Source organism: Arthrobacter sp. FW306-1B-G06A (assembly GCF_058781765.1).
Window position 1 is genome coordinate 20952 of the sequence record NZ_JBYSXB010000040.1, and the last position, 26777, is coordinate 47728.

Consider the following 26777-nt stretch of genomic DNA (forward strand, 5'->3'; position numbering starts at 1 on the left):
GAGAAACCATGTCTGAACCAATCCGCGTCACCGTCTGGAGCGAAAACCGGCACGAAAAGCGCGACGAACTGGTGGCCCGCCTCTACCCGGAGGGCATGCACGGAGCCGTTAAGGCCGGCATCGAGGAGAACCTCGGCGACAAGGCCAGCGTCCGCACCGCCACCCTCGACGAGCCCGAGCACGGCCTCACCGAGGAAGTCCTCGCCACCACGGACGTCCTCACCTGGTGGGGGCATATGTCCCACGGTGATGTGGACGACGAGATCGTCGAGCGCGTGCACCGCCACGTCCTGTCCGGGATGGGCTTGATCGTCCTGCATTCGGGGCACTGGTCCAAGATCTTCACCAAGCTCATGGGCACCTCATGCACGTTGCGCTGGCGCAGTGAGCAGGACCGCGAACTGGTCTGGACTGTGGACCCCACCCACCCCATCGCTAAGGGCGTGCCGCACCCCATCGTGATCGATCAGCAGGAAATGTACGGCGAGTTCTTCGACATCCCCACTCCGGAGGAGCTCGTGTTCATCAGTTCCTTCAGCGGCGGCGAGGTCTTCCGCTCGGGCTGCACGTTCCGCCGCGGCCACGGCAAGATCTTCTTCTTCAGCCCCGGCGACCAGGACTACCCGGTCTACCACCACAAGGACGTCCGCCGGGTCATCTCCAACGCCGTCGAATGGGCAGTCACCGATCGGCCCGAGCGCGCCCACCCTGAACTGCTGCGCTACGAGACCAACGATTTCTTCAACGGCAAGAGCTACCAGGGAGCCAACGCATGAGTACCCATTTCGCCACCCTTCCCGACGACGGCACTCCCCTTCGCGTCGTCGTCGTCGGCGCCGGGGGGATGGGCCGCGCGTGGCTCCGGACGGTGCACGAGTCCCCGCTCGTGGAGCTCGCGGGCATCGTCGACCTGGACCTGGACGCCGCCCGCGCCGGCGCGGCGGCGATCGGGCGTCCCGATCTGCCGGTGGGCTCCGGGACCGCACAGTTGGCGTCCGACGTCGGCGCCCAAGCGGTCATCAACGTCACCGTTCCGGTAGCCCACCATCCGGTGACCACGGAGGCGCTTGCGGCAGGGCTGCCCGTGCTCGGCGAAAAGCCCGTGGCGTCCACTGTGATCCAGGGGCTGTCGCTGGCCGCGGCGTCGGAGCTTAGCGGCCAGTTGTTCATGGTCAGCCAGTCCCGCAGGTACAACAGGCATCTTTTCGAGGCCAAACGGCTTTCTGCTTCTCTAGGCAGCGTGGGGATTGTCTCCGCCGAGTTCTTCAAGGCACCGCATTTCGGCGGATTCCGGGATGCCATGGACCACCCGTTGCTGCTGGACATGGCCATCCATCAGTTCGACATGGCCCGGTTCCTGCTCGACGCGGATCCTGTCTCGGTGTTCTGCGAGGAATACAACCCGTCCTGGAGCTGGTACCGCGGCGATGCAGGGGCCACCGCCATCTTCGAAATGACCGGTGGGGAGCGCTTCGTGTTCACTGGAAGCTGGTGCAGCCCGGGCCAGGAGACCTCCTGGAACGCGGCATGGCGGATCAGCGGCGAACACGGCACGGTCCTGTGGGACGGCGACAGCGAACCTGTGTCCTCGTTGGGCGCTGATTCGGGTCCCGGCTGCGACGATCCCGGGCAGGAGATCGCCGGTTCGCTGCGTGACTTCGTGACTGCCCTGCGTACAGCGAACACTCCCATGGGGCAGGTCCACCAGAACATCATGAGCCTGGCCATGGTGGAAGCGGCCATGCTCAGCGCATCCACCGGCACCCGCATTTCCGTGGACGCGCTGCTCGAGGAATCGTACTCCCAGGCCGTCCTGACGGAACGCGACCCGGACGTACTGGAGGTCCTCAAGTCCTGGACCTCGGTCCGCAGCGCCCTCACCCCTCCAGCCCACCAGCCCACCAGCCCAACTGACCCCCGCCGTAGCCGACCCAACTAACTCGCAGTTGTTGTCGTTTTGAGCCCTCATAACGACAACAACTTTCAGCTAGTTGGGTTTCCGTAGTCGTGGGCCCGCAGCTCGCGTAGTCTGGCCGCAAGACTGCCGGGCTGGGGTAGCCCGCGCCGCCAAGCGGCACTGCAGATCGACACGAGGGGGATATCAATCATGCAAGCAGCTAATTCGCGACGCCGGTGTGGCCGCCTGGCGGGCGCCGTCGCCGTCGTCGTACTCCTGGCAGGATTCGGCGCGGGACCTGCACAGGCGAATCCGACCACAGCGAAACCGGCCGATGTCTATGTCGCCCTGGGCGATTCCTATGCCGCCGGCACGGGCGGCAGCAGTCCGGCTCCGGGCTCGTTGCCGGGCTGCCATCAGAGCCTGGACAGTTACGCCGCCCTTTTGGGCGGGCTGAACCTGGGCTGCTTCGGTGCTACGTCGCTTGCCGTCAAGGCAGGTCTGGACAAGCTGTCCCCCGCCGATCCTGTCGCGATCGCCCTGGGGTCCGCTACCGAAGTCTCGGTGACTGTTGGTGGCAACGACGTCGGCACGGGAGTTGTGGCGGTGGCATGCACCAGTGCCGATGCCCTGGCCTGCGCTTCGGCCGTGCAGGGCGTGGCGAACGCCCTGCCCGCGCTACCCGGCAACATCGTGGCCATGGTCGAGTCCATCCGGCAAAAGGCACCCCACGCCGACATTGTGCTGACCGGCTACCCGCGCTTGTTCACCGTCGGCCCCACGATGCCTACCGCCGAGAAACAGTTGGCCACCACCCTGAACGGATTGGCTGACCAATTGAATGCGACCATCGCCGGCGCCGCCTCCGCCGCAGGGGTGGGCTATGTGAGCGTGACGGAACGGTTCACCGGGCACGGCATCGGTTCCAACAATCCGTGGATCCACTACACCCAGCCATCGCCTTTGGATCCGCCCGAGCTCGCGTTGGAGAACTTCCATCCCACCGACGCCGGCTACTCCCAGGGCTACCGTACGGCCGTGAACAGCGCGCTCAAGAAATAGCTGGCGTCAGCCGCGAACGCGCCGGAGCGCGGTCGTTCGGTGCACGCGCTCAGGACCGCTTCGCGAGCCTGAACTCGAGCCCGGTGCGCACCGCGGGCCACTCGTGTTCGAGGATGGAGAACACCACCGTGTCTCGGAGCACTCCGTCCAAAGTCCGCGAATGGTTCCGGAGGACGCCGTCCTGCTTCGCGCCCAACCGTGCGATGGCCTCGCGGGACTGGTGGTTGAGCCAGTGCGTGCGGAATTCGACGGCTGGGCAGCCAATGGTTTCGAAAGCGTGACGCAAGAGCAACAGTTTGGAATCCGGGTTGCTCCCGCTGCCCTGTGCCGAGGCTGCGTTCCACGTGGAACCGATCTCGACACGCGGAGTGGCACCGTCGATGTTCATGTAGGTGGTCATGCCGATGAGCTTGCCGGTCGCCTTCAACCGGGTCGCGAACGGAAGCATGGATCCTTGCTCCTGCAGCCCGAGCCGGCGGTCGATCTCCGCGGCCATGCCCTCCGGCGTCGGGACCGAGGTATACCAGAGCTTCCACAGCTCGCCGTCTTTCGCGGCATCCACAAGACCGTCGTGGTGCTCGGGGCCAAGGGGCTCCAGGGTTACGAAGCGACCGTCCAGGGTCACGGGTGCAATGTGAGTCACCCAGCCAGCCTAACCGACCCAACTGGCTCGCATTTGTTGTCGTTTTGGCGGCTGTAAACGACAACAACTGCGTGGGCCCACGCCGCCAGGGTTCCCTGGCCGAGCTTGCGAGGCGAGGGGGCGGTGGGGACTAGTTGGGCTGCCGGGGCAATTGCCTGTGGATAACTAAATATGGCGTTCCAGGATTTGCAACGATAGGGCGATGAGGACCCCGCAACCCTTGCCGGCGCTGCTGGCCGGCGCCCCGTTCACCTTTCAAGAAGCGCTCGACGCCGGTGTGAGCCGGCGGCGGTTGCGGCACCGATCGCTCCCCTCGCCAAGCCGGGGCATCAGGATTCCGGACCACGCATTGGTTCCCGGGCAGGCGACGGACGTCGGTTTCATCCGGCCTTTCACCGCGGTGACCGAGTTCTCGGCCGCGTCTCACGCCACAGCCTTCGGTTTGTGGTCGTTCCCGGGGTTCCTGCCAGGCAGCGATGATCCGCGCATCCATATTTCGCGTCCGGACACCATGGCCATTCCTCGACGAACCGGGGTGGTTGGGCATGTGGGGCAGTTCTTCGACGACGAAATCACCAGTCTTGGCGGTCTCTTGATCACCACGCGCACCCGGACCTGGCTTGATGTGTCCCGGAAGATGAGTGTGGATGAACTGACGGTCGTTGCCGACCATCTGGTCCGGATCCCTCGGCCCGAGTTCGAAGGCCGGACAGAGCCGTACGCAACATTGGAACAACTGGCCGACATGCTGGACCGGCACAAAGGCACGCCTGGAATCCGCAAGGCCCGTTTGGCACTCGAACAGGCACGGATCGGCTCGGACTCGGCACCCGAAACCCGGCTCCGGCTGGCCCTCGAAAACGCCGGACTGCCCGAACCGCAACTGAACGTGGCCGCCGAGCTAGGCGCCGGCGTCGTACGTCAACCGGACCTGGCCTATCCGGAACACCGTGTAGCGGTCGAATACGACGGCGAGCCGCATTCCGAGCCGGCCCAGATAGTCCGGGACATCGCCCGCGAAGAGGATTTCGCCCGTGCCGGCTGGCACTTGGTGAGGATCTCCAAACGGCACATGGAGAACGACGCACGGTCCGCCGTCGCGAAAGTCCGTGCCGTGCTCCTGGACCGAGGCTGGACACCCAAGTGACGGTTCGCCCCCCCAAGTAGCTCGCAGTTGTTGCCGTTATGGGGCGTCAAAACGACATCAAATGCGAGTCAGTTGGGTGGCCCGGAAGCGCTAGTCAGTCCAGTCGAAGAAACCCTTGCCGGTCTTGCGGCCCAGCTCGCCACGGGCAACCTTGTCGCGCAGGATCTGCGGAGGGGCGAAGCGCTCCCCCAGGGTCGAATGCAGGTACTCGGCGATGCCCAGGCGCACGTCCAGGCCCACGATGTCCGTGGTCTTGAGCGGTCCCGTGGGGTGCTTGTAGCCGAGCACCATGGCCGCATCGATGTCCTCCGCGGAGGCCACGCCTTCCTCCACCATGCGCATCGCCTCGAGTGCGATCGCCACGCCCAGCCGCGAGGAGGCAAAGCCTGGCGCGTCATTGACGACGACGGCGGTCTTGCCCAGTGCCTCGGTCCAGCTTTTCGCCGTGGCGGCGAGCTGGGGTGAAGTCTCCTTGGCCAGGACCACTTCGATGAGCGTGGAAGCCGGGACCGGGTTGAAGAAGTGCAGGCCCACGAAATTGCCAGGCCTCCGAAGTTGCGAAGCGAGGCCGGTCACGGAAAGGGACGAGGTGTTGGAGGCCAGGAAGGCGTCAGCGGAGAGGTGCTCCTCCACAGCCTTGAGGGCCGCAACCTTGAGTTCGTAATCCTCGGGCACGGCTTCGACCACGAGCCCGCAGTGCACGAAGGAGTCGTAGTCGGTTGAGGTGCTGAAGCGGGACAGTGCTTCTTCGGCTGATTCCGTCAAGGTGCCCCGGGCGGCGGACTTGGCCACGGCCTCGGCAACGCGAGCTTGCGCACCGGCGGCGGATTCGTGGTCCCGCTCGACGACGATCACGGTGGCGCCCTTGATCAGGAAGGCGTGGGCGATGCCGGCGCCCATGCGGCCACCGCCGAGGACACCGACAACATGCGGGATAGCGGGCGTTGCTGTCATTTTCAGGTCCTGTCTGGGTTGTCGCTGGACGGGTTGTCGCTGGATTGCTTGGCGCTTTTCTTGTCCAGGAACGCCTGCATGCGGTCGAACTTGGCTTGCGATTCGAAAAGCATGCCTTGGGCCAACGTGTCGATCACGGGGTGAGCCTCGGCCGGAGCGTGGAACACGGACTTGGTGATCCGCACGGCCAGGGGGTCCTGCCGGCCGATCCGGTCAGCAAGGTTGTGGGCCGCTTCCATCAGCACGGGAGCTTCATGGATCTGGGTGATCAGATTGATGCGAAGGGCTTCCTCGGCACGGAGGACCGCCCCGGCCAAGAGGATTTCCTTGGCGATCGGCTCCCCCACGAGTTCCTTCAGGCGCCAGGTTGCACCGGCCGCCGCCATGATGCCCAGTCCGGTTTCCGGGTTGCCGATGCGCAGGCTGGGCGTGCCGATGCGGAAGTCCGCGGCGTAGGCGAGTTCGGCTCCGCCACCCAGACAATAGCCGTCCAGGGCCGCGATGACGGGCATGGGCAGCTTCGCGATCCGCACGAAAATGGTGGAATTGATGCCGCGCAGGGCGTCGTCACGGCGACGTTCCCTCAACTGGCCGATGTCCGCACCCGACGCAAAGACGCCTTCGACGCCGGCAATGATCAGGATTTTGGGCTCTCGCTCAAGGTACTCGCACACCTGATGGAGTTCGTCCACCATCTGCTGGTCGATCGCGTTCCGGACCTCGGGCCGGTTCAGCAGCACGGTTACGCGGTCCTCGCGTTCCTCGATGAGCAACGTTCCGAATTCCTCGGGGTTCAACGCCATTACATGCCTTCCAGGAGAATGGCGGCGCCCTGCCCGACGCCGATGCACATCGTCGCGAGGCCGATCTTACGGTCCGCGGTGCCCAGCTCGCGTTCCATGCGGCCCAGCAAGGTGATCGCGATACGCGAGCCGCTGGAACCGAGCGGGTGCCCCAACGAGATCGCACCGCCGTCGAGGTTCACGATGTCCGGATCCAGGCCCAAGCGCCGCATGCTCGCGAGCGATTGCGTCGCGAAGGCTTCATTGAGTTCGACGGCGCCAAGGTCGCCGACCGTGAGTCCCGAACGGGCCAGGATTTTCTGGGAAGCCGGAACCGGGCCGATGCCCATGATTTCCGGTTCGCAGCCGGCCGAGCCGCCGTCGATGATGCGGGCCCGCGGGGTGAGGCCGAACTTTTCGATGGCGGCCTCGGACGCAACGATGATGGCGGAGGCGCCGTCGTTGAGCGAGGAGGAGTTGCCCGCCGTGACAACGGATCCGCCGGCAACCACTGGACGGAGCCCGGCGAGGACCTCCATGGTGGTTCCCTCGCGTGGGCCTTCGTCCGTGTCCACCACGGTTTCGCCCTTGCGGGTCTTCACGGTGACCGGAACGATCTCTTCCTTGAAGCGGCCCCCGGCGATGGCAGCAAGCGCGCGTTCGTGGGAGCGGACGGCGAAGGCATCGGCGTCTTCCCGGGAGATGCCGTCCACGCGGGCGACTTCCTCGGCAGTTTCCGGCATGGAATACGTCATCTTGCCGCCGCGGGACAGCTCTCCCTTGGTGAAGAGGGAATTGGCGAAGCGCCAGCCGATGGACGTGTCGAAGATCTGGCCCGGTTTGGCGAAGGCTGTGGTGGGCTTCTCCTGTACCCAGGGCGCCCGGCTCATCGATTCGACGCCGCCCGCCACCACGATGTCCGCAGCACCGGCCTTGATCATGTGGCTGGCCATGATGATGGCGCTCATTCCGGAGGCGCACAGGCGGTTGACCGTGATGCCGGGGATGTGGAGGGGCAGTCCCGCCAGAAGGGTGGCCATGCGGGCGACGTTGCGGTTTTCCTCGCCGGCGCCGTTGGCGTTGCCCAGGATGACTTCATCGATGGCGTCGGGGTCGACGCCGGCACGGGCCACCGCTTCGCGGACCACGAGGGCTGCCAGGTCATCAGGCCGGACCGCGGAAAGCGCGCCGCCGTAACGGCCTACCGGGGTGCGGGCACCGCCAACAAGAAAAGCCTCGACCATGAGAACATCCTTCGCGAAGGGAGCGGGGTCGGCGAATAATTTACCGACCGTTCGTTCTATAAAGATTACACGGCGCCGCGCGCCGGTCAACCGTCGCGTGGCATACCGTCACCTAGCGGTCAACTGTCACTCAGACCACCCGGATACCCAGGTGTCCGGCCAACAAGGGTGCCAGCAGGCTGAGCTGGTAATCGTCAATGACCACCCCGGACAGGCCGCCGAGTCCATTGATCATCCGGAAGTCCGAGCCCCGCAGGTCTACGTCCTTGAGCTTGGCCCCTGAGACATCCAGCGTCCCGATGGTGCAATCCTTCAGCACCATGCGCGTCGCAGTGCAAGACCCGAGGTCGAGCTCGTTGATGATGCAGCCCGTGATCACCACGTCCGTGAGTTTGGATCCACGCAAGTTCAGGAAGTCCAGCTTGCCGCCGTCGATCTTTACCGAATGCCAGGCACCCTCGTACATCTCCGCTGAACCCCACCGCGGGTTGCTGATCTCCACTTCGCGCCACGAGGTGCGTGCGGCCGTGAATACCGGCGCGTAGGGCTCATTCAGGATGCAGTCCCGGAACGTCGCGCCGCGCAGTTGTGCCTCGTTGAAGGAGACCCCGTTGAATTCACACTCGATGAAGTCCGCCCCGCTCAGCTCCGCGCCGTCGGCCACCGCGCGGGTGAGGCGGACGCCGTCGTACCGTTCCCCGCGCTGGAAATCCGGCGCGGGATCGTCGCGGAGCTCGTCAAGCCTGATCGGGGAGATGCGGGGCGCCGTCACTTTGGCAGCCGCCGCCATCAGAGCGCCTCCGCTTTCGCCGCGATCTCCGCGAGATCCTTCGCGAGCGCCTTGCGCGTAATGCTCATCCCGAGCTTTCCGAACGCGGCCATCATGACCTTGCTGAAGAACGTCGGCTGGAGGACCTCGGCGCCGAAGAACAACACCAGTTCGGTCCCGCCGTCGCGCTCTTCCAGGGTGAATCGGGTGGTGTAGTCCGCACCGCCCTGCTGGGCTTTGACCGTGGTGCCACGCGGCGGATCGATCTGGGCAACGTGCATTTCCACGGTCTCCTCCCGGCCCATCATGGCGCGGGTTTCCTTCCACCGAGTGCCCTCGCCGTAGGGGCCCTCACTAAGCATTTGAATGGCTTTGACACCGGACAGGGTCTTGGCCGAGCCGGGAATATCCGTGATGACAGCCCAGACTTTCTCGCGGGTGGCATTGACGTGCTGGCTGAGAGTGGTGCTGTGGTCCATGCATCGAGCCTAACGGCGACTGCTGACAAAAACAGCCGACAAAGACGCTTGCGCCGTCTGGCAGGATTGCACCATGGTGCACATCGACTTGAGCGCGGACAGTGCGGCGGCAGGAGGCTCCCGGACCCTGCGGGGGTACCTTGCCGAGCCCGACGGCGAGGGGCCGTTTCCCGGCGTCGTCCTTATCCATGAAGCCTTCGGGCTCGACGACGTGATGAAGCGGCACGCGGACCGGCTCGCCGCGGCCGGTTACTTGACCCTCGCCGTCGACCTCTACAGCGACGGCGGCGCGAGGCGCTGCCTCGTGGCGACCATGCGCTCCCTGGGGTCGGGCACGGGCCGGGCCTTCACGGACGTGTCCACGGCACGGTCCCGGCTCCGCAACGACGCGCGATGCACCGGGAAAGTGGGAGTCATCGGCTTCTGCATGGGAGGCGCCTTCGCCCTGCTCGCAGCCCATGACGACTTCGACGCCGCCTCCGTGAACTACGGCCAATTGCCACGGAACCTTGAGCAGGCTTTGGAAGGTGCATGCCCGGTGGTGGGCAACTACGGAGGCAAGGACCGGACGTTGCCTAGAGCGGCCGCAAAGTTGGAGGCCGCGCTGACGAGCCTCGGGATCGAACACGACGTCAAGGAATTCCCGACGGCGGGCCACGCCTTCATGAACGACGTCCCGGTAGGGCCGCGGCCACTGCGGCCGTTGATGCGGGTGATGGGCATCAAACCCGATCCGGCCGCCGCTCCGGAAGCCTGGCAGCGGATCGAGGACCACTTCGCGAAGTACCTGAAGGGCTGAACCAACAACGACGGCGGGCGCCCCCTTGAGAGGAGGCGCCCGCCGTCGTCGGCTAGTACGCGCTAGCTAAAAAGCTCGCTCTTCGGTTCGTTGTTCTTGACCTTCTGCCAGCCGAGCCACAGCACCAGGGCGAAGAACGGGATGGTGGCCAGGGTCCAGAGGCCCAGGAGGAACACCTCGCCCGTTGCATTGTCCGTCATGGTGTCCATGCCGATCAGCACGGTGATGGCCAAGAGTGCGATCAGGCCAACCCAACTGGTCCACGGCGAACCCGGCATGGGGAGGCTGGAGACGTTGCCCTTCTTCTTGCGCAGCGCGATCTGGCTGGCGAAGATCGAGCCCCATGTGAAGATGACCCCGATCGAAGCGGTGTTCAGCGCGAGGTCGAAGGCGTGCGAACCACCCAACCAGATGTTGAGCAGGATGCCCACGAGGTACACGGCACCGATTGCCAGGATGGCCGCGTACGGCACGTGGCGGGTGGACATCTTGGTGAGCCACTTGGGGGCGTGTCCATTGTTGGCCATGGTGCGGAAAATGCGGCCGATCGAGTACAGGCCCGAGTTGCACGAGGACAGCGCGGCGGTGATGACGATCATGTTCATGACGTCGCCCATCCACGGCAGGCCCATCTGGCCGAACACCGTGACGAACGGGGAGGTGCCCGCGTGGTACTGGTCGGAGGGCAGGAGCATCGCCAGCAGGGTGACGGAACCGACGTAGAAAACCACAATGCGGATCACGACGGCGCGGATCGCCTTGGGCACTTCGCGTTCCGGGTTCTGCATCTCGCCGGCGGTGATGCCGACCAGTTCGATGGCGTTGTAGGCGAAGATCACGGCGTTGAGGACCAGGATCATCACCAGGCCGCCCTTGGGGAACATGCCGCCTTCGGCAGCGAAGAGGTTCCCGACGGACGCGTGGCCGGTGCCGACCTGCGCGTTGGTGACCACCATGAAGGTGCCCACGGCGAGGAAGATCAGGATCGCGGCGACCTTGAGGCAGGAAGCCCAGAATTCGAACTCGCCGAAGGCCTTGACGCTGAACAGGTTCACGGCCACCAGCAGCACCAGCGCGGCGATGGCGGACAGTTCAACGGGAACGTTCGGGAAGAAAAACTGGAAGTACAGGCCGATGGCAATGAGTTCGGCGATGCCGGTCATGGCCCAGTTGATGAAGTACATCCAACCGGAGAGGAAGGCGCCCTTCTTGCCGAACATTTCACCGGCGTAGCTGACAAAGGAGCCGGAGGTCTGGCGGTACATGATCAGTTCGCCGAGGGCCCGCATCAGCAGGTAGGCGATGACGCCGGCAATGGCGTACGAGAAAATCAAGGCCGGACCGGTGGAGGCGAGGCGTCCGCCCGCGCCCATGAAGAGGCCTACGCCGATCGCGCCACCCATCGCGATCATCGTGACGTGGCGGCGGCTCAGGGTCTTCTGGTAGCCCTCGGCGCTGAGGTTTTCGGAAGTTGTAGCGGTACTGGGCGCAGCCAGGGTTCCCGGCTCACGCTGAAGGTCGGTTGTGGTGTTTTGAGGCACAGCTGTTCCTTGTGGGTTGAGGAGATACCGGCCCTGGCTTCACGCGCATCGGCACAAGCAATTCGAGCTTTCAGCCTGTTGGCAAGTCGAATCAGTGGCGAAAACACGGAAGCGTCGAAGGTAAATCCGGCAAAACCATCTTACCCGGTGATTTCGGCGGAGCGTGACGCGGGCAACAAACAGGGGCGTTACGCTGGACATATGGGCACCATTCCGCCAGCCGGCAGGCTATACCGTTTCACGGGCTTGGACGCTGCGGCTTTCGGACTCTATGTGTCATTGGCGGCTGTCCTCAGCCTCGCCACGGCCCCGGTGACGGCTTTCGTACAGCACGTCTTCCCCGACCCCGCCACCGCCGTCTTCGCCATCAACCTCTCTTTCTACGCATCGGTGGGCCTGTTCGCGGTTGCGGCTGCGTGGCGCGTCATTGCCCGGGACCTCCTGATCCTGGCCACGCGTCCGTGGTTCACGCTCGCCATGATTCCGCTGTCCATCGTGGCGATGCTCGTGATCACCGCCATCCTGGTGACAGTTACCGGCTCGGCCAAGGAGTCGCAGAACCAACTGGGCCTCCAGTCCCTGGTCCTGCAACTGCCGGCCTGGTTCGTGGTCCCTTTGCTGGTGGTGTTGGGGCCCTTCGTGGAGGAATACCTGTTCCGGCACCTGCTCATCGGCAAGTTGTCCCGCCGCGTCAATATTTGGCTATGTTGCGCGCTGTCCGTGCTTTGTTTCGCGGCCATCCACGTGGTGGGACGAGAGGGCCTGGTACTTCCGGCCCTGGCCCCGTACCTCGGAATGGGCGTCGTGCTGGTGGCCGTCTACGTCTGGACGGGCAAGAACGTGATGTTCTCCTACTTCGTTCACGCCGCCAAGAACCTGTTGGCCGTCGTGCTGATCTACGCGATCCCGCCGCAGCTCCTCGGCGGCTAACCAACCCGGACCGGAACTGTCCGCTTGGCACTTCCCCGGCCACGCGCCGTCGTCGTAGGTTCAGTTCATGGCACTGAACTTTCAGGTAGTGATCGACTGCAAGAATCCGCACGTCCTGGCCGATTGGTGGGCCGAGACGCTCGAGTGGATCGTGGAGCCCCAGGACGAGGCGTTCATCCGGTCCATGGTGGATCAAGGCTTCGCCACGGAGGAAGAGACCACCACCCACAACGGCAAGCTCGTGTGGAAGGACGGCGCGGCCATCGGCCCGGAAGAAGACCAGGACAAGGACACCCGCCGCCGCTTCCTGTTCCAGACCGTTCCGGAGGACAAGACCGTCAAGAACCGTGTCCACTGGGACGTTCGCCTCAACGGACAGGACAAGGACGACGTCCGCGCCGCATTGGAAGCGCGGGGTGCGAAATACCTGTGGACGGCAAAGCAAGGGCCGCACGAATGGCACACCATGGCGGATCCCGAAGGCAACGAGTTCTGCATCAGCTGACGGGATTACTAGACTCTGAGGGTGAGCAACGACTTCCCCGCCAAGGTATCCGACGTCTTTGACCCGTCGCGCTGGCGTACCGTGTCCGGTTTCGACGATTTCCAGGACATGACGTACCACCGGCAGGTCGAGCGGGACGCAAACGGAAAGGTGACGAGGGACCTTCCGACGGTCCGGATCGCTTTCAACCGCCCGGAGGTCCGCAATGCCTTCCGCCCCGGCACCGTTGACGAGCTCTACCGCGCCATGGACCACGCCCGGATGACTCCGGATGTCGCCACGGTACTCCTCACCGGGAACGGCCCCTCCCCCAAGGACGGAGGCCACTCCTTCTGTTCCGGCGGGGACCAGCGGATCCGCGGCCGCGACGGCTACCGGTACGCCGACGGTGAGACGCAGGAGAGCATCGACCCCGCGCGGGCCGGCCGCCTGCACATCCTGGAAGTCCAGCGGCTCATGCGGACCATGCCCAAGGTGGTCATCGCCGTCGTGAACGGCTGGGCCGCCGGTGGCGGGCACTCACTGCACGTTGTCTCGGACCTCACCATCGCGTCCCGCGAGCACGGCAAGTTCAAGCAGACCGACGCCACCGTGGGAAGTTTCGACGCCGGTTACGGCTCGGCGCTGCTCGCCCGGCAGATCGGGCAGAAAGCCGCCCGCGAGATCTTCTTCCTTGCCCGTGAATATTCCGCGGAGGACATGGTCCGCATGGGTGCCGTCAACGAGGCTGTGGACCACGAGCGCCTCGAGGAAGTTGCACTTGAGTACGCCGCGGACATCGCGCGCCAGTCCCCGCAAGCCATCCGCATGCTCAAGTTCGCCTTCAACCTCGCCGACGACGGCTTGGCCGGCCAACAGGTCTTCGCCGGGGAGGCCACGCGCCTGGCCTACATGACGGACGAAGCCGTGGAGGGCAAGGAAGCCTTCCTCGAGAAGCGCGATCCGGACTGGTCCAACTTTCCGTACTACTTCTAGGACTCGCCCGTGAACATCGACCCCGTTCTCAAAGCCTTGGCCGCCGCCCTCCACGATGAGGGACCCGCCGTCGAAATCGTCGTCCCGGAGGACGGCACCCCGGTAGCGGTCGCCGTTGAAACGCCTGGTTTCGAGGATGCCGCAGTAGTGGTCCGCACCTCCGGTTCCACCGGCACGCCCAAGTCCACGGTGCTCACGGTCGACCAACTCGCAGCTTCTTCCATGGCCACGGCCATCGCGCTCCGCGGCGAGGGACAGTGGCTCCTGGCCCTGCCGCTGCAATACGTTGCCGGCGTCCAGGTTTTGGTCCGCTCGCTCTTCGCCGGCACGCGCCCGTGGGTCATGGACCTCTCGAACGGCTTCACTCCGGAGGCCTTCACCGCCGCCGCCGAAGAGCTGACGGACACGATCCGCTTCACCTCGCTCGTGCCGACGCAGCTGCAGCGGCTCCTGAACTCACCCTCGCCGCAGACCCTCGCAGTACTTCGCCGTTTCAACGCCATCCTTCTGGGCGGGGCGCCTGCCTCCGCCGCGCTGCTGGACGCCGCCAGGGAGGCTGGACTGAAGGTGGTGACCACCTATGGCTCCGCCGAGACGTGCGGCGGCTGCGTGTACGACGGAAGCCCCATCGACGGGGTCAGGGTCATGCTCGACGACGACGGCCGGGTCCTCCTGGGCGGCGACACCGTGGCGTCCGGTTACCTAGGGGCGCCCGAGGCGACCGCCGAGGCGTTTTTCGAGGAGGACGGCACACGTTGGTACCGCACCAACGATCTCGGCGAGCTCGCCAACGACGGCACGCTCACGGTGCTGGGACGCGCCGACGACATCATCATCACCGGCGGCGTGAAAGCCTCCGCGGCGTTCATCCAGGCGGAGCTTGAAAAGTTCGACGGCGTCACGGCGGCTTTCGTGGCCGGGGTGCCTTCCCGCGAGTGGGGCCAGGCGGTGGCGGCCTATGTCGCCGTCGAGGACAGCTCCCCGGAAGCTGTCGCGGCCTACAAGGCCCGCTGCCAGGAATCGCTGGGGACCCTCGCGCCCAAAACAGTGCTGACCACGGATGGCCTGATCATGCTCCCCAACGGAAAGCCGGACCGGCTGGCGATGATCGAGCTTCTCGCCGAGGTGCATCAGGGAGAATAGACACGTCCTCCCTGACCGTCATTTGCCTTCCCCCAACGCGAAACAACACGAGGTACTGAACGTGGCAACAGCTGCACAATGGATTCAAGGCGCCCGCCTGCGCACCCTGCCGGCCGCGATCGCGCCGGTGCTGATCGGCACAGCGGCCGCCTACGAGCTGCAATCTTTCCGGCTCTTGAATGCCATCCTTGCCGCCCTCGTGGCCCTGCTGCTGCAGATCGGCGTGAACTATGCCAACGACTACTCGGACGGCATCCGTGGCACCGATGAGGACCGCGTGGGTCCGCTCAGGCTGGTCGGTTCCGGCGCTGCACGACCGGACCACGTCAAGTGGGCTGCGTTCGGCGCGTTCGGCCTGGCCATGATTTTCGGCCTGGTCCTGGTGATCATTACGCAGAGCTGGGGGCTGATCCTGGTGGGTATCGGCTGTGTCCTTGCCGCCTGGGGATACACCGGCGGCAAGAACCCGTACGGCTACCTGGGCCTGGGCGACCTGTTCGTGTTTGTCTTCTTCGGCCTGGTGGCAACGCTCGGCACCACCTACACGCAGGCCGGGCAGGTGAGCCTTCCGGCCGTCATCGGAGCGATTGGCACGGGATTGATCGCCTGTGCCCTGCTGATGGCCAACAACGTGCGCGATATCCCGACGGACATGGCCGCGGGCAAGCGGACACTGGCCGTGCGTCTGGGCGACCGCCACGCCCGCGAGAGCTATGTCCTGATGTTGGCCGTCGCGATCCTGCTGGTAGTGGTGCTGGCGCCCGCCAAGCCGTGGATGCTGATAGTGCTGCTGCTGATCCCCGCTTGCCTCATGCCGGCATGGCTCATGGTCAACGGCCGGAAGCGCAAGAGCCTCATCCCCGTCCTCAAGCAGACCGGAATGATCAACCTTGGCTACAGCGTGCTGTTCTCGCTGGGCCTCATCCTGAGCCACGGCTTCTAACGCCCGCTCACATATAAGCCAGTTTTCGAAAACCCTCGCTCACATGATGTGAGCGAGCGTCCGCAGGAAACCCCACATATGTGAGCGAGCGTCCGTAGGAAACCCCATTTATGTGAGCGAGCGTCCTTCCCCACAACCCTCGCTCACATATAGGCCGTTTTTCGAAAACCCTCGCTCACATGATGTGAGCTTCTAGGCTTCTTTGGGGCGGCGGTCGTTCTCGACCTTTACCGCGGGGTTTTCATCGACCAGCCGGTCCTCGATCGAGGCGTCCTCAATCTCCAACGCTGAGCGGATGGGCTTGGCCCGCCCGGAGAAACGTTCGCGCATGGCGGCAGTCGCGGCGTCGCGCTGCTTCTGGAAAAACAAGTAGCTGATGGCGAACGCGATGAGGCCCGCGAAAATCGCCGCCAGGAACAACCCCGTCTGCAGGAGGGCGAAGAGAACGAAGAGCGGTACGAAGATCGCCAGGCGGATCAGGGAGTATTTGAGGAAAGCCACGGATCAAGTTTAGCCTCACAGCCTGATTGCACCCTGATCGCGCACCTATCACCGGACCCGACGGCGACTAGACTTGACGGTATGCTCCGCGTTGTTGCAGTTGTCGCCGTCCTGCTCGTGTACGTCTATGGGCTGGTGGACGTCATTCGCACCGACCGCCGCGCCACCCGGGGAATTTCCAAACCCGCTTGGCTCCTTGTCGTGATTTTCCTGCCGATCCTCGGAGCCGCTCTTTGGTTCATTTTGGGCCGCCCCTACAACATCCGGCCCACCCCGCAGCCTGCGAGCCACCCCACCGCTCCCGACGACGACCCCGACTTTCTCCGCAACCTGGAGGTCCGCCGTCGCAACCAGGCCGAAGCCGAACGGCTGAAAAAGCTCAAAGCCGAACTCGAAGCCAAGGAACGCAAGCTCAAGGGCGAATCCAAGGCCGACGACAGCGGCGACGTCAACAGCTGACACCTCGCCCATTGCACCTGCGGCACGAAAGGGCTCCCTTCCTGACCTCTTTTGAAACACGAACGACGGCGACACGCCCGCAAGTGCGGAGTGTCGCCGTCGTCGTTAATTCAAAAAGGGTCAGGACGGTAAGGCACCCGTCCTGGGCAGTCCTACTGCGACAGCCCCGAGTAAGAGTGCAGGCCGTTGAAGAACACGTTGACCACCGTGAAGTTGAAGATCACGCACAGGTAGCCTGCAATCGACAACCAGGCTGCGCGGGTTCCCGTCCAGCCGCGGGTGGCGCGCGCGTGCAGGTAGCCGGCGTAGACCACCCAAATCACGAAGGTCCAGACTTCCTTGGTGTCCCAGCCCCAGAAGCGGCCCCAGGCTTTCTCTGCCCAGATGGCGCCGAACATGAGGGTGAAGGTCCAGCCCACGAACCCCACGGTGTTGATGCGGTAGGACAGGTTTTCCAGGCTCAACGCGTTCGGTACGAGCCGCATGAAGCCCAGTTTGTCCACGCCGCCGGCCGCCAGGGTCTTCTGCCGGTGCGATTGCAGCAACTGCAGGGCTGACATGGCGAACGTCAAAGTGAACAGGGACGCGGACATCACGGCGATGGAGACGTGGATGACCAGCCAGTAGCTTTGCAGTGCCGGAACCAAGTGGCCTACCGGGGTCCAGTACGTCACGGACGCGGCCACCATCATGATCACGGCGAGGCCAAGTACGAAGGTGCCCAGGAAGCGCAGGTCACGGCGGATGAGCGAGAGCAGGAAGACCGCAACCACCAGGAAAGCGCCGGTGGTCAGGAACTCGTACATGTTGCCCCACGGCACGCGGCCTGCGCCGATCGCGCGGGTGATGACTCCGGCACCATGGATTGCCACGCCGATGATCGCGACCGCCACCGCCACGCGGGCGGGAATGCGGCGCTCGGCGGCGTACTTCATGTCACCGCCGGCGGTCTGGTTGACGGAGGTGATGGCCGACGTCGGGCGCTCAGTACGGCCGGCCGGTCCGCCGACGTCGTTTCCACCGGCACGCCCGGCGGCGACCGGAACCTTGACCTCGGCTGCCACGGAAGAGGCTGCCTTCAGGTCCACTGCCTTCAGCATCTTGCTGCTCTTGGCGAGGTCCCACGCGAAAGCGATGAACGCCACCGTGTAGGTGCCGGCCGCGAGCAGCATGAAAAGCTCGCTGTATTGGCCCATGGTTTCGTTGATGGGGAGCATTACTGGTCCTTCGAGGTTGAGGAAGAAACGGTGTCGGTGGACTGATCTGTGTGGAGCAGCCATTCTCGTTGCAGCAGTTCGCGGATCGCGGCAGCTTCGCCGGCCAGCCTGTGGTCCTCGCCGCGGGCAAGGAGACCGTACTCCACCATTGTGCGCCCGTCGTCGTGGGTTCCGGTGCGGACCCAGACGCGACGGCGGTTCAGGTAGAGGGAGAGAATCAGTCCGGCGACCGCAAGCAAGGCGAACACGAGCGCGGTGGCCTGGCCCGGATTGTGGTGGATGTCGACGCCGACGTACTTCTTGACGCCGTCGAAAGTGATGCTGCCCTTGCCGTTAGGAAGCGTGTAGGTGCCTCCCGGGGCGAGCGCGATGGCCTTCTCCGCCATGCCGCGGCCATTGAGCGGGGTCAGCTTGGCTACATCGAGCTCGAAGACGTTCTGCGGGGCGCCCTTGTTCAGGCCGAGGTCGCCGTAGTACGAGTTGAGGTTCAACTGCGGGTTGAAGAGTTCGGGATCGCCGCTGTAGGCGACACCCTTGTCCGTCACCATGGCCGTCGGCAGGAAGAACCCCGCGAAGCCGAGCTGATCGGGCTTGGCATCGGGAACCTTGATGACCACCGAGGAGTAGTAGTTGTCACCCTGCAGCTTGGCCACGACAGGCCCTTGCATCGCGACGTTGCCGGCGCCGTCCCGGACCGTGACTACGGGAGCGTAGCCGTTGCCCGTCAGGTAAATGCTCGTATCGCCAAGGGACACGGGATCGTTGACCTTGAGGACCTGCTTCTTGGCGGGCGCGTCCGGGGTGTCCCTGGTGGTGACGTCCGCCGTGAAGTCGATGGGCTGGCCGAAGTGTGCCGACGATTCACGGTCGAACTTGACGTCGAACTTGTTCAGCTGGATGGAGTACGGCTGCAACCAGCTGCTCTGGAAGTTGGTGCCGGGGCTGAATTGGTCGTAGCCCACCAAGGTGTTCACGAACGTGTCGCCTTCCACCAGGATGCGCTGGCCGCTGTAGCCGAACAGCCCGCCGACCGCCACCGAAACCAGCACTCCGATCAGCGAAGCGTGGAACACGAGGTTTCCCACTTCCTTGAGGAAGCCGCGCTCGGCACCCAAGGACGGCATGGCGGCGTCGACGTCGCGCACCTCCACGCGGTAGCCGCGCTTCTTCAGGACCGCAGCGGCGTCCGAGATAGCCTTCGACGCCGGGATCCCGGCGTCGGCGGGCAGCACAAGCGTCCCGTACTCCGGGAGGCGGGAGAGACGCTTCGGGGTCCGCGGCGGCTGGGAGCGCATTGCCTTGTAGTGGGCGATGGCCCGTGGCGTGACACAGCCGATCAGGGAGATGAACAGCAAGATGTAGATCGCCGAGAACCAGGCAGAGGAGTACACGTCGTAGAGCTGCACGGAGTCCAGGAGCTTGCCGTAGTCCGGGTGGTCGCTGATGTACTGCGTCACGATCGAAGGGTTGGCCGGGCGCTGCGGGAACAGCGAGCCAGGAACTGCCGCGACTGCCAGGAGCAGCAGCAGGAACAGCGCCGTACGCATGCTGGTCAGCTGGGTCCAGGCCCAGCGCAGCATGCCTACGATCCCCAGGACCGGCAGTGCCGCCTCGGCCTTGGCCTTGTCGATCGCCTTGCCGGCGGCCTTGCCAGCGGCGTTGTCAGAGGCGTTGCCAGCGGCGTTGTCAGCTTCCGCGGATTCGCTGGCGGACTTGTTGGACTTCGTTTTACCTTGCACGGGCTCGCTCATCAGATCGGCAACTTCACATCGGTTTGGAACCAGTACTGCAGCCCGGTAACCCAGGCGCCCCACACTCCCGTGGCCATCAGGATTCCCAAGAGGATCAGGATGCCCCCGCCCATCCGCTGGATCGCGAGGCGATGCTTGCGGAAGAAGGACATGACACCCATCCCCCGGCGGACTGCGAGGGCTATCAAAAGGAAGGGAATGCCAAGGCCAAGACTATAGACAAACGCCAGGAGCGCCCCCTTCGCCGCGGACGATCCCCCGGAAAGGCTCAGCAGCTGAACTGCGGAATAGGTAGGGCCAATACAGGGGGCCCAGCCGAGTCCGAACGTGATGCCCAACAAAGGAGCACCCCACAGACCGGCTGGCGGCTTGGCATGGATTTTGGCGTCACGCTGCAACCACCCGAAGCCGCCTAGGAACACAACGCCCATGATGATCACCAGCACGCCCAGCAATTGCGTGATCCACGCGTTCTGCGGGCCGGTGATGAGGGTCCCCAATTGGCCGAACGCGCCACCGAGCAGGACGAAAATCGCGGAGAATCCGAGGACGAACAGGCCGATTCCCGCGAGCATGCGTCCGCGCTTTTGCTTCTGGAGGTCGACGCCGCTCAGCCCGGTCACGTAGCCAAGGTAGCCAGGCACCAGCGGCAGGACGCATGGCGACAGGAAGGACACGAGTCCGGCCAGCAGGGCCACGGGGATGGCCAGCAGCAAGGAACCACTCAGGATGGTCTCGGCGAAAGGGCTGTTCACGCTGTCCGGGCCACCTACTCGGCAACCGCGGTGGTGATGAGGGCCTTGAGGGTGCTCTTCTCGATCTCGCCCAGGACGCGGGCGGCAACCTTGCCTTCTTTGTCCAGGACGAGCGTGGTGGGCACCGCACCCGGGGGCACAATGCCGGAGACAGACAGGAGCACTGCGCCGTCTTTGTCATTGAAGCTGGGGTACGTGAGCTTGAACGTCTGGTCGAACGCGTCGGCCGTCGCCTTCTCGTCCCGGAGGTTCACACCGTAGAACTGGACACCTTTGCTCTTGAACTCCTGGTGCAGTTCCTCAAGAATCGGCGCTTCAACCCGGCACGGTGCACACGCGGCGAACCAGAAGTTGAGGACGGTCACCTTGCCGACCAGGTCCTGCGGAGTCACGACAGTTCCGTCGAACAACGTGCCCTTGATCCCGACGGCGGCCTTACGGTCGGCTTTGGCGAATTCCGTCACCGAGCCGTCCCCGGCGACGTAGTTCTTGTTGTCGCCGGCTTTGGCTTGCTGGGCCAGGGCGTCTTCCTGGGCACAGGCGGACAAGCCCATGGTCAATGCAGAGAGTGCCACACCACCGACAGCGAGGAAGCTGCGGCGTGAGGTCAAGGCTGCGTTGATTTTCTGGCCGCTGGTCTTGCGGCTGGTGGTATCGCGGTCCATGGTCATGCTCCGGGCGTCTTCGCGGCACCGGGCAGCAGCACGGCGGCGGGTTCGCTGTACTCCACCCGCGCAACCTTGCCGTCGTCGAACACCAGGGAAGTCAGCGACGTCAGCGTGCACTCGCGTTTGCGCGGATCGTGCCACAGGGGCCGGCCCTCCGCGCTGAGGCGCGTGGCGTAGATGGGAAGCTGGTGGCTGACGAGGATGGCTTCGGCGCCATCGCCGCCGAGTTCGATTGCCTTCAGCCGGGCGTCCTCGACGGCGGCACGCATCCGGGCGACCTGGTCCTGGTACGACTCGCCCCAGGACGGACGCAAGGGGTTGCGGTACTCACGCCAATGCTTGGGCTTGATGAATTCGGAGAGGTGGGCCTTGAGCCCTTCGAAGTGGTTCTCCGCCTCGATGATCCGCGGTTCCGTGTGGATCTCGAGGTCCAACGCCTGGGAAGTGGGAAGGGCGGTTTCCTGCGCGCGGGTCAGCGGCGAGGCGACAAGGTAGACGATGTTCGCCCCCTGCGCGACGCGGGCAGCGAAGTGGTCCGCGAGCATCTTGGCCATCTCGCGGCCGCGTTCGGAGAGGTGAAATTCGGGCAGTCTGCCGTACAGAATGCCGTCGGGATTGTAGACCTCGCCATGGCGGAGCAGATGGACAGTTGCTTGGGGCATGTTTACCAGTTTCTCAAAGAAGGCGGGCGATCTGAAATCTTCTACGTTTCGTAGAACTGAAAGTTTCTTCAGAATGTTCCCTGAAGGTGGAATAAAAGATGCATTTGCATGTTTATACTTGACACAAGGTTCGGTTGACACTTCAACTAAGTACGGCCGAACGACCGATGAAGCTACGATCACACCTTCCCAAGGAGAACCCCATGACTCTTCCCGCAAACGTCACCACCGGCGTCTGGACCCTCGACAACTCGCACAGCGAGATCGGCTTCACCGTCCGCCACGCAGGCATCAGCAAGGTCCGCGGCCAGTTCACCGAGGCAGAAGCCACCCTTGAACTCGGCGGCAGCCTGGCCGACTCCAAGGTCGCCGCAAGCATCCAGACCGCCAGCTTCGACTCCGGCGATGCCAACCGCGACGGCCACGTCAAGGGCGAGGACTTCTTCGATGTGGAGAAGTTCCCGGAAATCACTTTCGTCTCCCGCCACGTCAAGGCTAACGGCGACAGCTTCGACCTCGTGGGCGATCTGACCATCAAGGGCGTCTCCAAAGAGGTCACCATCGAAACCGAGTTCAACGGCGTAGCCGTTGACCCGTTCGGCAACACCCGCGCAGGCGTTTCCGGTGAGACCACCATCAGCCGCAAGGACTTCGGCCTGACCTGGAACGCAGTGCTCGAGGCCGGTGGCGTCCTGGTCAGCGACAAGGTTGTCATTAACCTCGAACTGGCCTTCATCGCACCTGCCGCCTAATCCCCCAGGTTCCCAATCCCCGGGGTTAAAGGGCGGAATGGCGCCTTCGGGGCTGCACACGATCACGTGCGCAGCCCCGGAGGCGCCATTTTTTGCTCGCGGTGTCACCCGCCTATTGTTCGGGTAAAAGCCGATACTTAGCGGCGAATTAGCCAAGAATTTCCTATGAATCCTTAAACCTCAGGTCTAAAGTGATGCCATGAGTAACCCAAACGAAGCTCCTCAGCCTCAGCAGCCCGGAGCCCAGCCACCGCAGCCCGGCAATGTCCCTCCTGCGGGTTACCAGCCTCCGCAGGGATACCAAGCACCTCCTTCTTACCAAGCACCCCCCTCTTACCAGCAGCCCGCCCCCGGATACCAGCAGCAAGGCCAACCCGGACAGGGAGAAGGTTTCCACTTCGAGATGCCTACCGACGGTCCGAAGAACTTCAACGATGTCCTTCCCAAGGGCGGTTTTTCCGGCATGTTCAAAGTGACCGGAATGCCCACAGAGTTGAAGGTCTCCTACTGGATCTGGCTCATTGGCGGACTCCTGGCCCTCTTGGGTGGCCTGCTCGGCCTGTTCGGCTCCATTGTGCTCTTCACGCTCGCGCCGGCAATCGCCGTCGTCGTCCTCCTTCTGGTACTGATAGCGCTGGTTGTGGCGGCCGCCCAAATCGTCTTCGCGATGAAGATGAAGGAAGGCAAGGAGTGGGCCCGCCTCGCACTGACCGTCATTGCGGGAATTTCCCTGATCCTCTCGATCGTGGGCGGAGCGATGGCAAATGGACAGAGCAACAACTGGTTCAGCTTCGTCATCAGCCTCATTGCAACGGTCCTGATGTGGCTGCCCAATTCGCAGGCGTGGTTCAAGTCAGTGAAGGGCGCCGTCTAGCCAACCCGTTACAAGCCGGAATTTCATAGCTGAAGGCCGCGGCCGGTCCCGGAAGGACCCCGCGGCCTTCCGTTTGTCCATGCAGGATTCACGGGAGCTCCGCCGAAGCTTGTTCAGCGAGAATTCTTCCCGTGAATCATCACCAGCGCTGTGCCGTCGGGGTACGGTGGAATTAAGCCGAGCTGGGGGCGGGGCACGTTGCACCCGGCAGCCGTATCTGCAGTCGACACGCAAAGGAATGCCATGAGCACCCCTCCGTACCCGCCGTCCACTCCGGGCGAGAATCCCACCCCTGAGGAGCCGAAATACGGCCAGCAGACACCCCAGCAGGGTCAGCCGCCGCAATACGGCCAACAAGCTCCTCAGTTCGGGCAGCCTTCGGCTCCGCAGTACGGCCAGCAGGCGCCCCAGCAGCCGTCCGCACCCCAGTACGGGCAGCAGCCGCAGTACGGGCAGCCGTCCGCACCCCAGTATGGACAACAGGCTCCCCAGTACGGGCAGCAGCCGCAGTACGGGCAGCCTTCCGTCCCGCAGTACGGGCAGGGCGGCCCCGTCACTTGGCCGAGCCAGCAGCCCGCTGCGACGTCCGGAGTCCCGCAGTTGGTCAACATCTCCTTCTGGCTGATGATTGCCGCAGGGGTACTGACCTTGATCGGCATTCCCTTCACTATCGCTACGCTGAACTCGCCGGCAGGCAAGAACATGTTCAACCAGGCCCTGTCGGCGCAAGGAAGCAACGCTTCAGGCATAGACACGAGCACCTTCATCGGCATTGCGATCACGTTCCTGGTTATCTTCTCGGTGATCTTTGCCGGGCTCTACGCACTGGTTGCGTTCAATGTCCGGAAGGGGAAGAACTGGGCCCGCATCCTGGGCACGGTCTTCGCTGGAATTTCCCTGCTGGGCCTGACCCAGATCGGCATGGGCACCATCACCATCCTCTTGGGCATCGCCGCGATCGTGATGCTCTATTTGCCGGCCTCGGCGCCGTACTTCCGGAAAGCCCAGCCGTTCGCGAACCCTTACGGCCAGGCGCCGTACGGCCGCTAGACGCTAGACGCTAAAACCAAAACAACGGGTGCAGACCCGGTCCGGCCTAAATGGCCTGGCCCGGGGTCTGTGCCCGTTGTGCGTGATACGCCAGGATCTGGAGCTCGGTGGCCATGTCCACTTTGCGCAGATTCACGTACGGAGGAACCTGCAGCAGCACCGGGGCAAAGCTGAGGATGCTGCGGATACCCGCGCTGATCACGCGATCGCAGACGCCCTGGGCCACCGCGGCCGGGAGGGCCAGGACAACCATGTTGGTTCCGGTCCGCTGAAGGACCGTTTCAAGATTGGCGGCGTCGCTGACCCGCAGCCAGCCGACCTCGTTCCCGATAATCATGGGATCGGCGTCGAGGATCGCCACCACGTCGAAACCGCGCGACTCGAAGCCGCCGTATCGTGCCAAGGCCTTGCCCAGGTTGCCGGCGCCCACAATGGCCACTTTCCAGTCGTGGGTCAGGCCGAGCGCCGCCGCGATGTGCCGGCTCAGGTACTGGACCTCGTACCCGACGCCACGCGTTCCGTAGGAGCCGACGTAGGAGAGGTCTTTGCGCAAGGTGGACGAACTGACTCCGGACGCCTCAGCCAACGCCTCGGAGGAAACCCGTTCCACGCCTTCACCGAGCAGGGAGTTCAGAGCGCGCAGGTAAAGCGTCATCCGGGCCACAGCCGCGGGCGGTATCTGCTTCGCGGCAGACTCCTTGTCCCCGGGTACAGCCTCGGCGGACGGTTCCAGCGCAGTCACGTTCTTCTCCATTGCGTCGCTTTGTTTTCCCACTCTATTGCCAACAAAGCTCGGCACGCATGTTCAGGCGGCGATGGCCTTCTTCAGGACCCGCACCAATCGTGCCTCATCGATTTTCCAGAAATCCCGCTGGATTCCGTCCACGAATACCACCGGGATCTCCTCGGCGTAGCGCTCGCGCAGTGCCGGGTCAGTGTCGATTGACTGTTCGGTCCACGTGAGCCCAAGGCTTGAGGTCACGCGTTCGACGGCGTCCCGCGCCGCGGCGCAAAGGTGGCAGTCAGCTTTGGTGAGGAGTACGACGTCGGGATTTGGCATGGTTCAACGGTATCGCTTCAGCGTCGTCACGGCAGTCGCGAACGGCAGGGGGCCGGACGATTGACTAGACTCGAGGCATGCCCGTCGAGAAGAACGCCGTTGTGGCCACTGCGCCGGCTGCAACGCAGCAACACGGCGAAGCCGCATTCTTCGACGTCGACAACACCCTCATGAAGGGTGCCAGCCTCTTCCACGTTGCCCGGAAGATGTATGAACGCAGGGCCTTCACGCTCTCCCAAGCCGCGGGCTTTGCCTGGAAGCAGTTCAAGTTCGTGCTCCGGGGCGAAAAGATGGAGGACGTCCATTCCGTCCGGGATTCCGCGCTGATCCTCGCGGCCGGTATCAAGGTGTCCGATATCAAGGAGCTGGGCGAAGAGGTCTACGACGAGATGATCGAGTCGCGGATCTGGCCCGGTACCAAGGCCCTGGCGGAACAGCACCTGCGTGTTGGCCGGAAGGTCTGGCTCGTCACCGCCACGCCCATCGAAGTTGCCACCGTCATTTCCACGCGGCTCGGCCTGACCGGCGCCCTGGGTACCGTGGGCGAGGTTGAAGATGGCGCTTACACCGGCCGGTTGGTGGGCGAGATCCTCCACGGGCCAGCCAAGGCCGTGGCCGTGCAGCGCGTAGCGGACGAAGAAGGCCTGGACCTGAAGCGCTGCTGGGCGTACAGCGATTCGCATAACGATATCCCGCTGCTCACGTTGGTGGGCCACCCCGTGTGCATCAATCCCGACGCCGGGCTTCGCCGCCACGCGCGGGAGAATAACTGGCCTGTTTACGACTTCCGTTCCGGCCGCCGGGCAGCCACGCTCGGCCTCAAGGCCGCGACCGTCGGAGGCGCCGTCTACGGCTTGTGGCGGGGCTTCTCCAAGTTCCGCAGCCCGAGGGCCTAACCCCGGCAACCCTCGCTCACATGTACCCGCCTCCCCGGCAACCCTCGCTCACATATACCCGCCTCCCCAGCAACCCTCGCTCACGTATACCCGCCTCCCCGGCAACCCTCGCTCCCATGATGTGACGGCCTCATTCCGGCATGTGCCCACATACGGGAGCGAGCGTTGTCGAAACGGCCGACATACGTGAGCGAGGGTCCGGGGAAAAGCACTCATATGTGAGCGAGCGTCACCGGGGACGGATCGAGTAGGAGGGCCGGGTCTCCCGGCCCTCCTCTCACACCACCGTACGTGCGGGCCTCGCATACGGCGGTTCGCT

General features: G+C 64.2%; 30 protein-coding genes. 15 read left to right on the forward strand and 15 right to left on the reverse strand.

The annotated features are described in order from the left end of the window. Positions 1-8: 8 nt before the first annotated feature. The 3 genes from AC3WJM_RS18420 (at position 9) to AC3WJM_RS18430 (ending at position 2959) form a co-directional block, all read left to right on the forward strand. On the forward strand, positions 9-776 hold the full coding sequence (locus tag AC3WJM_RS18420) for a ThuA domain-containing protein (protein WP_307054594.1): 768 nt from the start codon (positions 9-11) through the stop codon (positions 774-776). Beyond that, positions 773-1939 (forward strand): Gfo/Idh/MocA family protein, encoded by a 1167-nt coding sequence (locus AC3WJM_RS18425; RefSeq protein WP_492272605.1) that lies wholly within the window; start codon positions 773-775, stop codon positions 1937-1939. Before AC3WJM_RS18420 ends, AC3WJM_RS18425 begins: the two co-directional genes overlap by 4 nt. Positions 1940-2107: 168 nt before the next feature. After that, entirely contained in the window at positions 2108-2959 is an 852-nt protein-coding gene (locus AC3WJM_RS18430) for an SGNH/GDSL hydrolase family protein (RefSeq protein WP_492272606.1), read from the forward strand. A gap of 49 nt (positions 2960-3008) precedes the next feature. Here the strand turns inward: AC3WJM_RS18430 and AC3WJM_RS18435 are convergent, their stop codons facing one another. Then, positions 3009-3602 (reverse strand): GNAT family N-acetyltransferase, encoded by a 594-nt coding sequence (locus tag AC3WJM_RS18435; protein WP_441433104.1) that lies wholly within the window; start codon positions 3600-3602, stop codon positions 3009-3011. A gap of 202 nt (positions 3603-3804) precedes the next feature. Between AC3WJM_RS18435 and AC3WJM_RS18440 the strand changes: the two genes are divergently transcribed. Next, the gene (locus tag AC3WJM_RS18440) at positions 3805-4749 is read left to right on the forward strand and encodes an endonuclease domain-containing protein (protein ID WP_492272607.1); all 945 of its coding nucleotides are present in this window, start codon (positions 3805-3807) and stop codon (positions 4747-4749) included. Between the two features lie 90 nt (positions 4750-4839). Here AC3WJM_RS18440 and AC3WJM_RS18445 read toward each other — a convergent pair whose 3' ends face one another. From AC3WJM_RS18445 to AC3WJM_RS18465, 5 genes are all read right to left on the reverse strand, one after another. Next, positions 4840-5703 (reverse strand): 3-hydroxyacyl-CoA dehydrogenase family protein, encoded by an 864-nt coding sequence (locus AC3WJM_RS18445; RefSeq protein ID WP_284990067.1) that lies wholly within the window; start codon positions 5701-5703, stop codon positions 4840-4842. A gap of 2 nt (positions 5704-5705) precedes the next feature. Next, the gene (locus tag AC3WJM_RS18450; RefSeq protein WP_306959175.1) at positions 5706-6506 is read right to left on the reverse strand and encodes an enoyl-CoA hydratase/isomerase family protein; all 801 of its coding nucleotides are present in this window, start codon (positions 6504-6506) and stop codon (positions 5706-5708) included. Then, entirely contained in the window at positions 6506-7729 is a 1224-nt protein-coding gene (locus AC3WJM_RS18455) for a thiolase family protein (RefSeq protein ID WP_307054581.1), read from the reverse strand. Before AC3WJM_RS18455 ends, AC3WJM_RS18450 begins: the two co-directional genes overlap by 1 nt. 130 nt (positions 7730-7859) lie before the next feature. Then, positions 7860-8519 carry a pentapeptide repeat-containing protein gene (locus AC3WJM_RS18460; protein WP_284990070.1) on the reverse strand — a complete coding sequence of 220 codons (660 nt, stop codon included), beginning with the start codon at positions 8517-8519 and terminating at the stop codon, positions 7860-7862. Next, the gene (locus AC3WJM_RS18465) at positions 8519-8977 is read right to left on the reverse strand and encodes an SRPBCC family protein (protein WP_059389532.1); all 459 of its coding nucleotides are present in this window, start codon (positions 8975-8977) and stop codon (positions 8519-8521) included. The genes AC3WJM_RS18460 and AC3WJM_RS18465 overlap by 1 nt, the downstream gene beginning before the upstream one ends. Before the next feature lie 73 nt (positions 8978-9050). Between AC3WJM_RS18465 and AC3WJM_RS18470 the strand changes: the two genes are divergently transcribed. Beyond that, positions 9051-9776 carry a dienelactone hydrolase family protein gene (locus tag AC3WJM_RS18470; RefSeq protein WP_492272608.1) on the forward strand — a complete coding sequence of 242 codons (726 nt, stop codon included), beginning with the start codon at positions 9051-9053 and terminating at the stop codon, positions 9774-9776. 62 nt (positions 9777-9838) lie between these two features. Here AC3WJM_RS18470 and AC3WJM_RS18475 read toward each other — a convergent pair whose 3' ends face one another. Further along, positions 9839-11317: an amino acid permease gene (locus AC3WJM_RS18475; RefSeq protein WP_492272609.1), complete on the reverse strand. Its 1479-nt coding sequence runs from the start codon at positions 11315-11317 to the stop codon at positions 9839-9841. A gap of 201 nt (positions 11318-11518) precedes the next feature. On the opposite strand from AC3WJM_RS18475, the gene AC3WJM_RS18480 reads away from it, so the two are divergent. The 5 genes from AC3WJM_RS18480 (at position 11519) to AC3WJM_RS18500 (ending at position 15813) form a co-directional block, all read left to right on the forward strand. Then, the gene (locus tag AC3WJM_RS18480; RefSeq protein WP_492272610.1) at positions 11519-12247 is read left to right on the forward strand and encodes a CPBP family intramembrane glutamic endopeptidase; all 729 of its coding nucleotides are present in this window, start codon (positions 11519-11521) and stop codon (positions 12245-12247) included. A gap of 67 nt (positions 12248-12314) precedes the next feature. Continuing rightward, positions 12315-12752, forward strand: a complete 438-nt coding sequence (locus AC3WJM_RS18485; RefSeq protein WP_059389530.1) for a VOC family protein — start codon at positions 12315-12317, stop codon at positions 12750-12752. Between the two features lie 21 nt (positions 12753-12773). After that, positions 12774-13727, forward strand: coding sequence for a 1,4-dihydroxy-2-naphthoyl-CoA synthase (locus AC3WJM_RS18490; RefSeq protein ID WP_492272611.1), 954 nt, complete (start codon positions 12774-12776; stop codon positions 13725-13727). Between the two features lie 9 nt (positions 13728-13736). Then, positions 13737-14870 (forward strand): AMP-binding protein, encoded by a 1134-nt coding sequence (locus AC3WJM_RS18495; RefSeq protein ID WP_492272612.1) that lies wholly within the window; start codon positions 13737-13739, stop codon positions 14868-14870. Positions 14871-14931: 61 nt separating this feature from the next. Beyond that, the gene (locus AC3WJM_RS18500; RefSeq protein WP_492272613.1) at positions 14932-15813 is read left to right on the forward strand and encodes a 1,4-dihydroxy-2-naphthoate polyprenyltransferase; all 882 of its coding nucleotides are present in this window, start codon (positions 14932-14934) and stop codon (positions 15811-15813) included. A gap of 192 nt (positions 15814-16005) precedes the next feature. On the opposite strand, the gene AC3WJM_RS18505 is transcribed toward AC3WJM_RS18500, so the two are convergent. Further along, positions 16006-16314 carry a DUF4229 domain-containing protein gene (locus AC3WJM_RS18505; protein ID WP_059389528.1) on the reverse strand — a complete coding sequence of 103 codons (309 nt, stop codon included), beginning with the start codon at positions 16312-16314 and terminating at the stop codon, positions 16006-16008. A gap of 81 nt (positions 16315-16395) precedes the next feature. Between AC3WJM_RS18505 and AC3WJM_RS18510 the strand changes: the two genes are divergently transcribed. Beyond that, entirely contained in the window at positions 16396-16773 is a 378-nt protein-coding gene (locus tag AC3WJM_RS18510) for a PLD nuclease N-terminal domain-containing protein (RefSeq protein ID WP_059389527.1), read from the forward strand. Positions 16774-16925: 152 nt separating this feature from the next. On the opposite strand, the gene ccsB is transcribed toward AC3WJM_RS18510, so the two are convergent. The 5 genes from ccsB to AC3WJM_RS18535 are packed head-to-tail and all read right to left on the reverse strand — an operon-like array spanning position 16926 to position 21826. Further along, the gene (gene ccsB, locus AC3WJM_RS18515) at positions 16926-17990 is read right to left on the reverse strand and encodes a c-type cytochrome biogenesis protein CcsB (RefSeq protein ID WP_332602659.1); all 1065 of its coding nucleotides are present in this window, start codon (positions 17988-17990) and stop codon (positions 16926-16928) included. Next, entirely contained in the window at positions 17990-19741 is a 1752-nt protein-coding gene (resB, locus tag AC3WJM_RS18520; protein ID WP_442880296.1) for a cytochrome c biogenesis protein ResB, read from the reverse strand. The genes ccsB and resB overlap by 1 nt, the downstream gene beginning before the upstream one ends. Beyond that, positions 19741-20496 (reverse strand): cytochrome c biogenesis CcdA family protein, encoded by a 756-nt coding sequence (locus AC3WJM_RS18525; RefSeq protein ID WP_059389523.1) that lies wholly within the window; start codon positions 20494-20496, stop codon positions 19741-19743. The genes resB and AC3WJM_RS18525 overlap by 1 nt, the downstream gene beginning before the upstream one ends. 14 nt (positions 20497-20510) lie before the next feature. Then, entirely contained in the window at positions 20511-21161 is a 651-nt protein-coding gene (locus tag AC3WJM_RS18530; protein WP_370872167.1) for a TlpA family protein disulfide reductase, read from the reverse strand. Between the two features lie 2 nt (positions 21162-21163). Next, positions 21164-21826: a histidine phosphatase family protein gene (locus AC3WJM_RS18535; RefSeq protein ID WP_306959194.1), complete on the reverse strand. Its 663-nt coding sequence runs from the start codon at positions 21824-21826 to the stop codon at positions 21164-21166. A gap of 203 nt (positions 21827-22029) precedes the next feature. Between AC3WJM_RS18535 and AC3WJM_RS18540 the strand changes: the two genes are divergently transcribed. The 3 genes from AC3WJM_RS18540 to AC3WJM_RS18550 all read left to right on the forward strand — a co-directional run bounded on the left by AC3WJM_RS18540 (position 22030) and on the right by AC3WJM_RS18550 (position 24502). Next, positions 22030-22578 (forward strand): YceI family protein, encoded by a 549-nt coding sequence (locus AC3WJM_RS18540; protein ID WP_284990081.1) that lies wholly within the window; start codon positions 22030-22032, stop codon positions 22576-22578. Positions 22579-22981: 403 nt separating this feature from the next. Then, entirely contained in the window at positions 22982-23452 is a 471-nt protein-coding gene (locus AC3WJM_RS18545) for a hypothetical protein (protein ID WP_059389520.1), read from the forward strand. Between the two features lie 243 nt (positions 23453-23695). Then, positions 23696-24502, forward strand: coding sequence for a hypothetical protein (locus AC3WJM_RS18550; protein WP_492272614.1), 807 nt, complete (start codon positions 23696-23698; stop codon positions 24500-24502). A gap of 46 nt (positions 24503-24548) precedes the next feature. On the opposite strand, the gene AC3WJM_RS18555 is transcribed toward AC3WJM_RS18550, so the two are convergent. Continuing rightward, the gene (locus AC3WJM_RS18555) at positions 24549-25256 is read right to left on the reverse strand and encodes a redox-sensing transcriptional repressor Rex (RefSeq protein ID WP_059389518.1); all 708 of its coding nucleotides are present in this window, start codon (positions 25254-25256) and stop codon (positions 24549-24551) included. 51 nt (positions 25257-25307) lie between these two features. Next, positions 25308-25562 carry a glutaredoxin family protein gene (locus AC3WJM_RS18560; protein WP_059389517.1) on the reverse strand — a complete coding sequence of 85 codons (255 nt, stop codon included), beginning with the start codon at positions 25560-25562 and terminating at the stop codon, positions 25308-25310. Between the two features lie 77 nt (positions 25563-25639). Here AC3WJM_RS18560 and AC3WJM_RS18565 point away from each other — a divergent pair, with 77 nt between their 5' ends. After that, positions 25640-26458: an HAD family hydrolase gene (locus AC3WJM_RS18565; RefSeq protein ID WP_284990086.1), complete on the forward strand. Its 819-nt coding sequence runs from the start codon at positions 25640-25642 to the stop codon at positions 26456-26458. Positions 26459-26777: the final 319 nt, after the last annotated feature.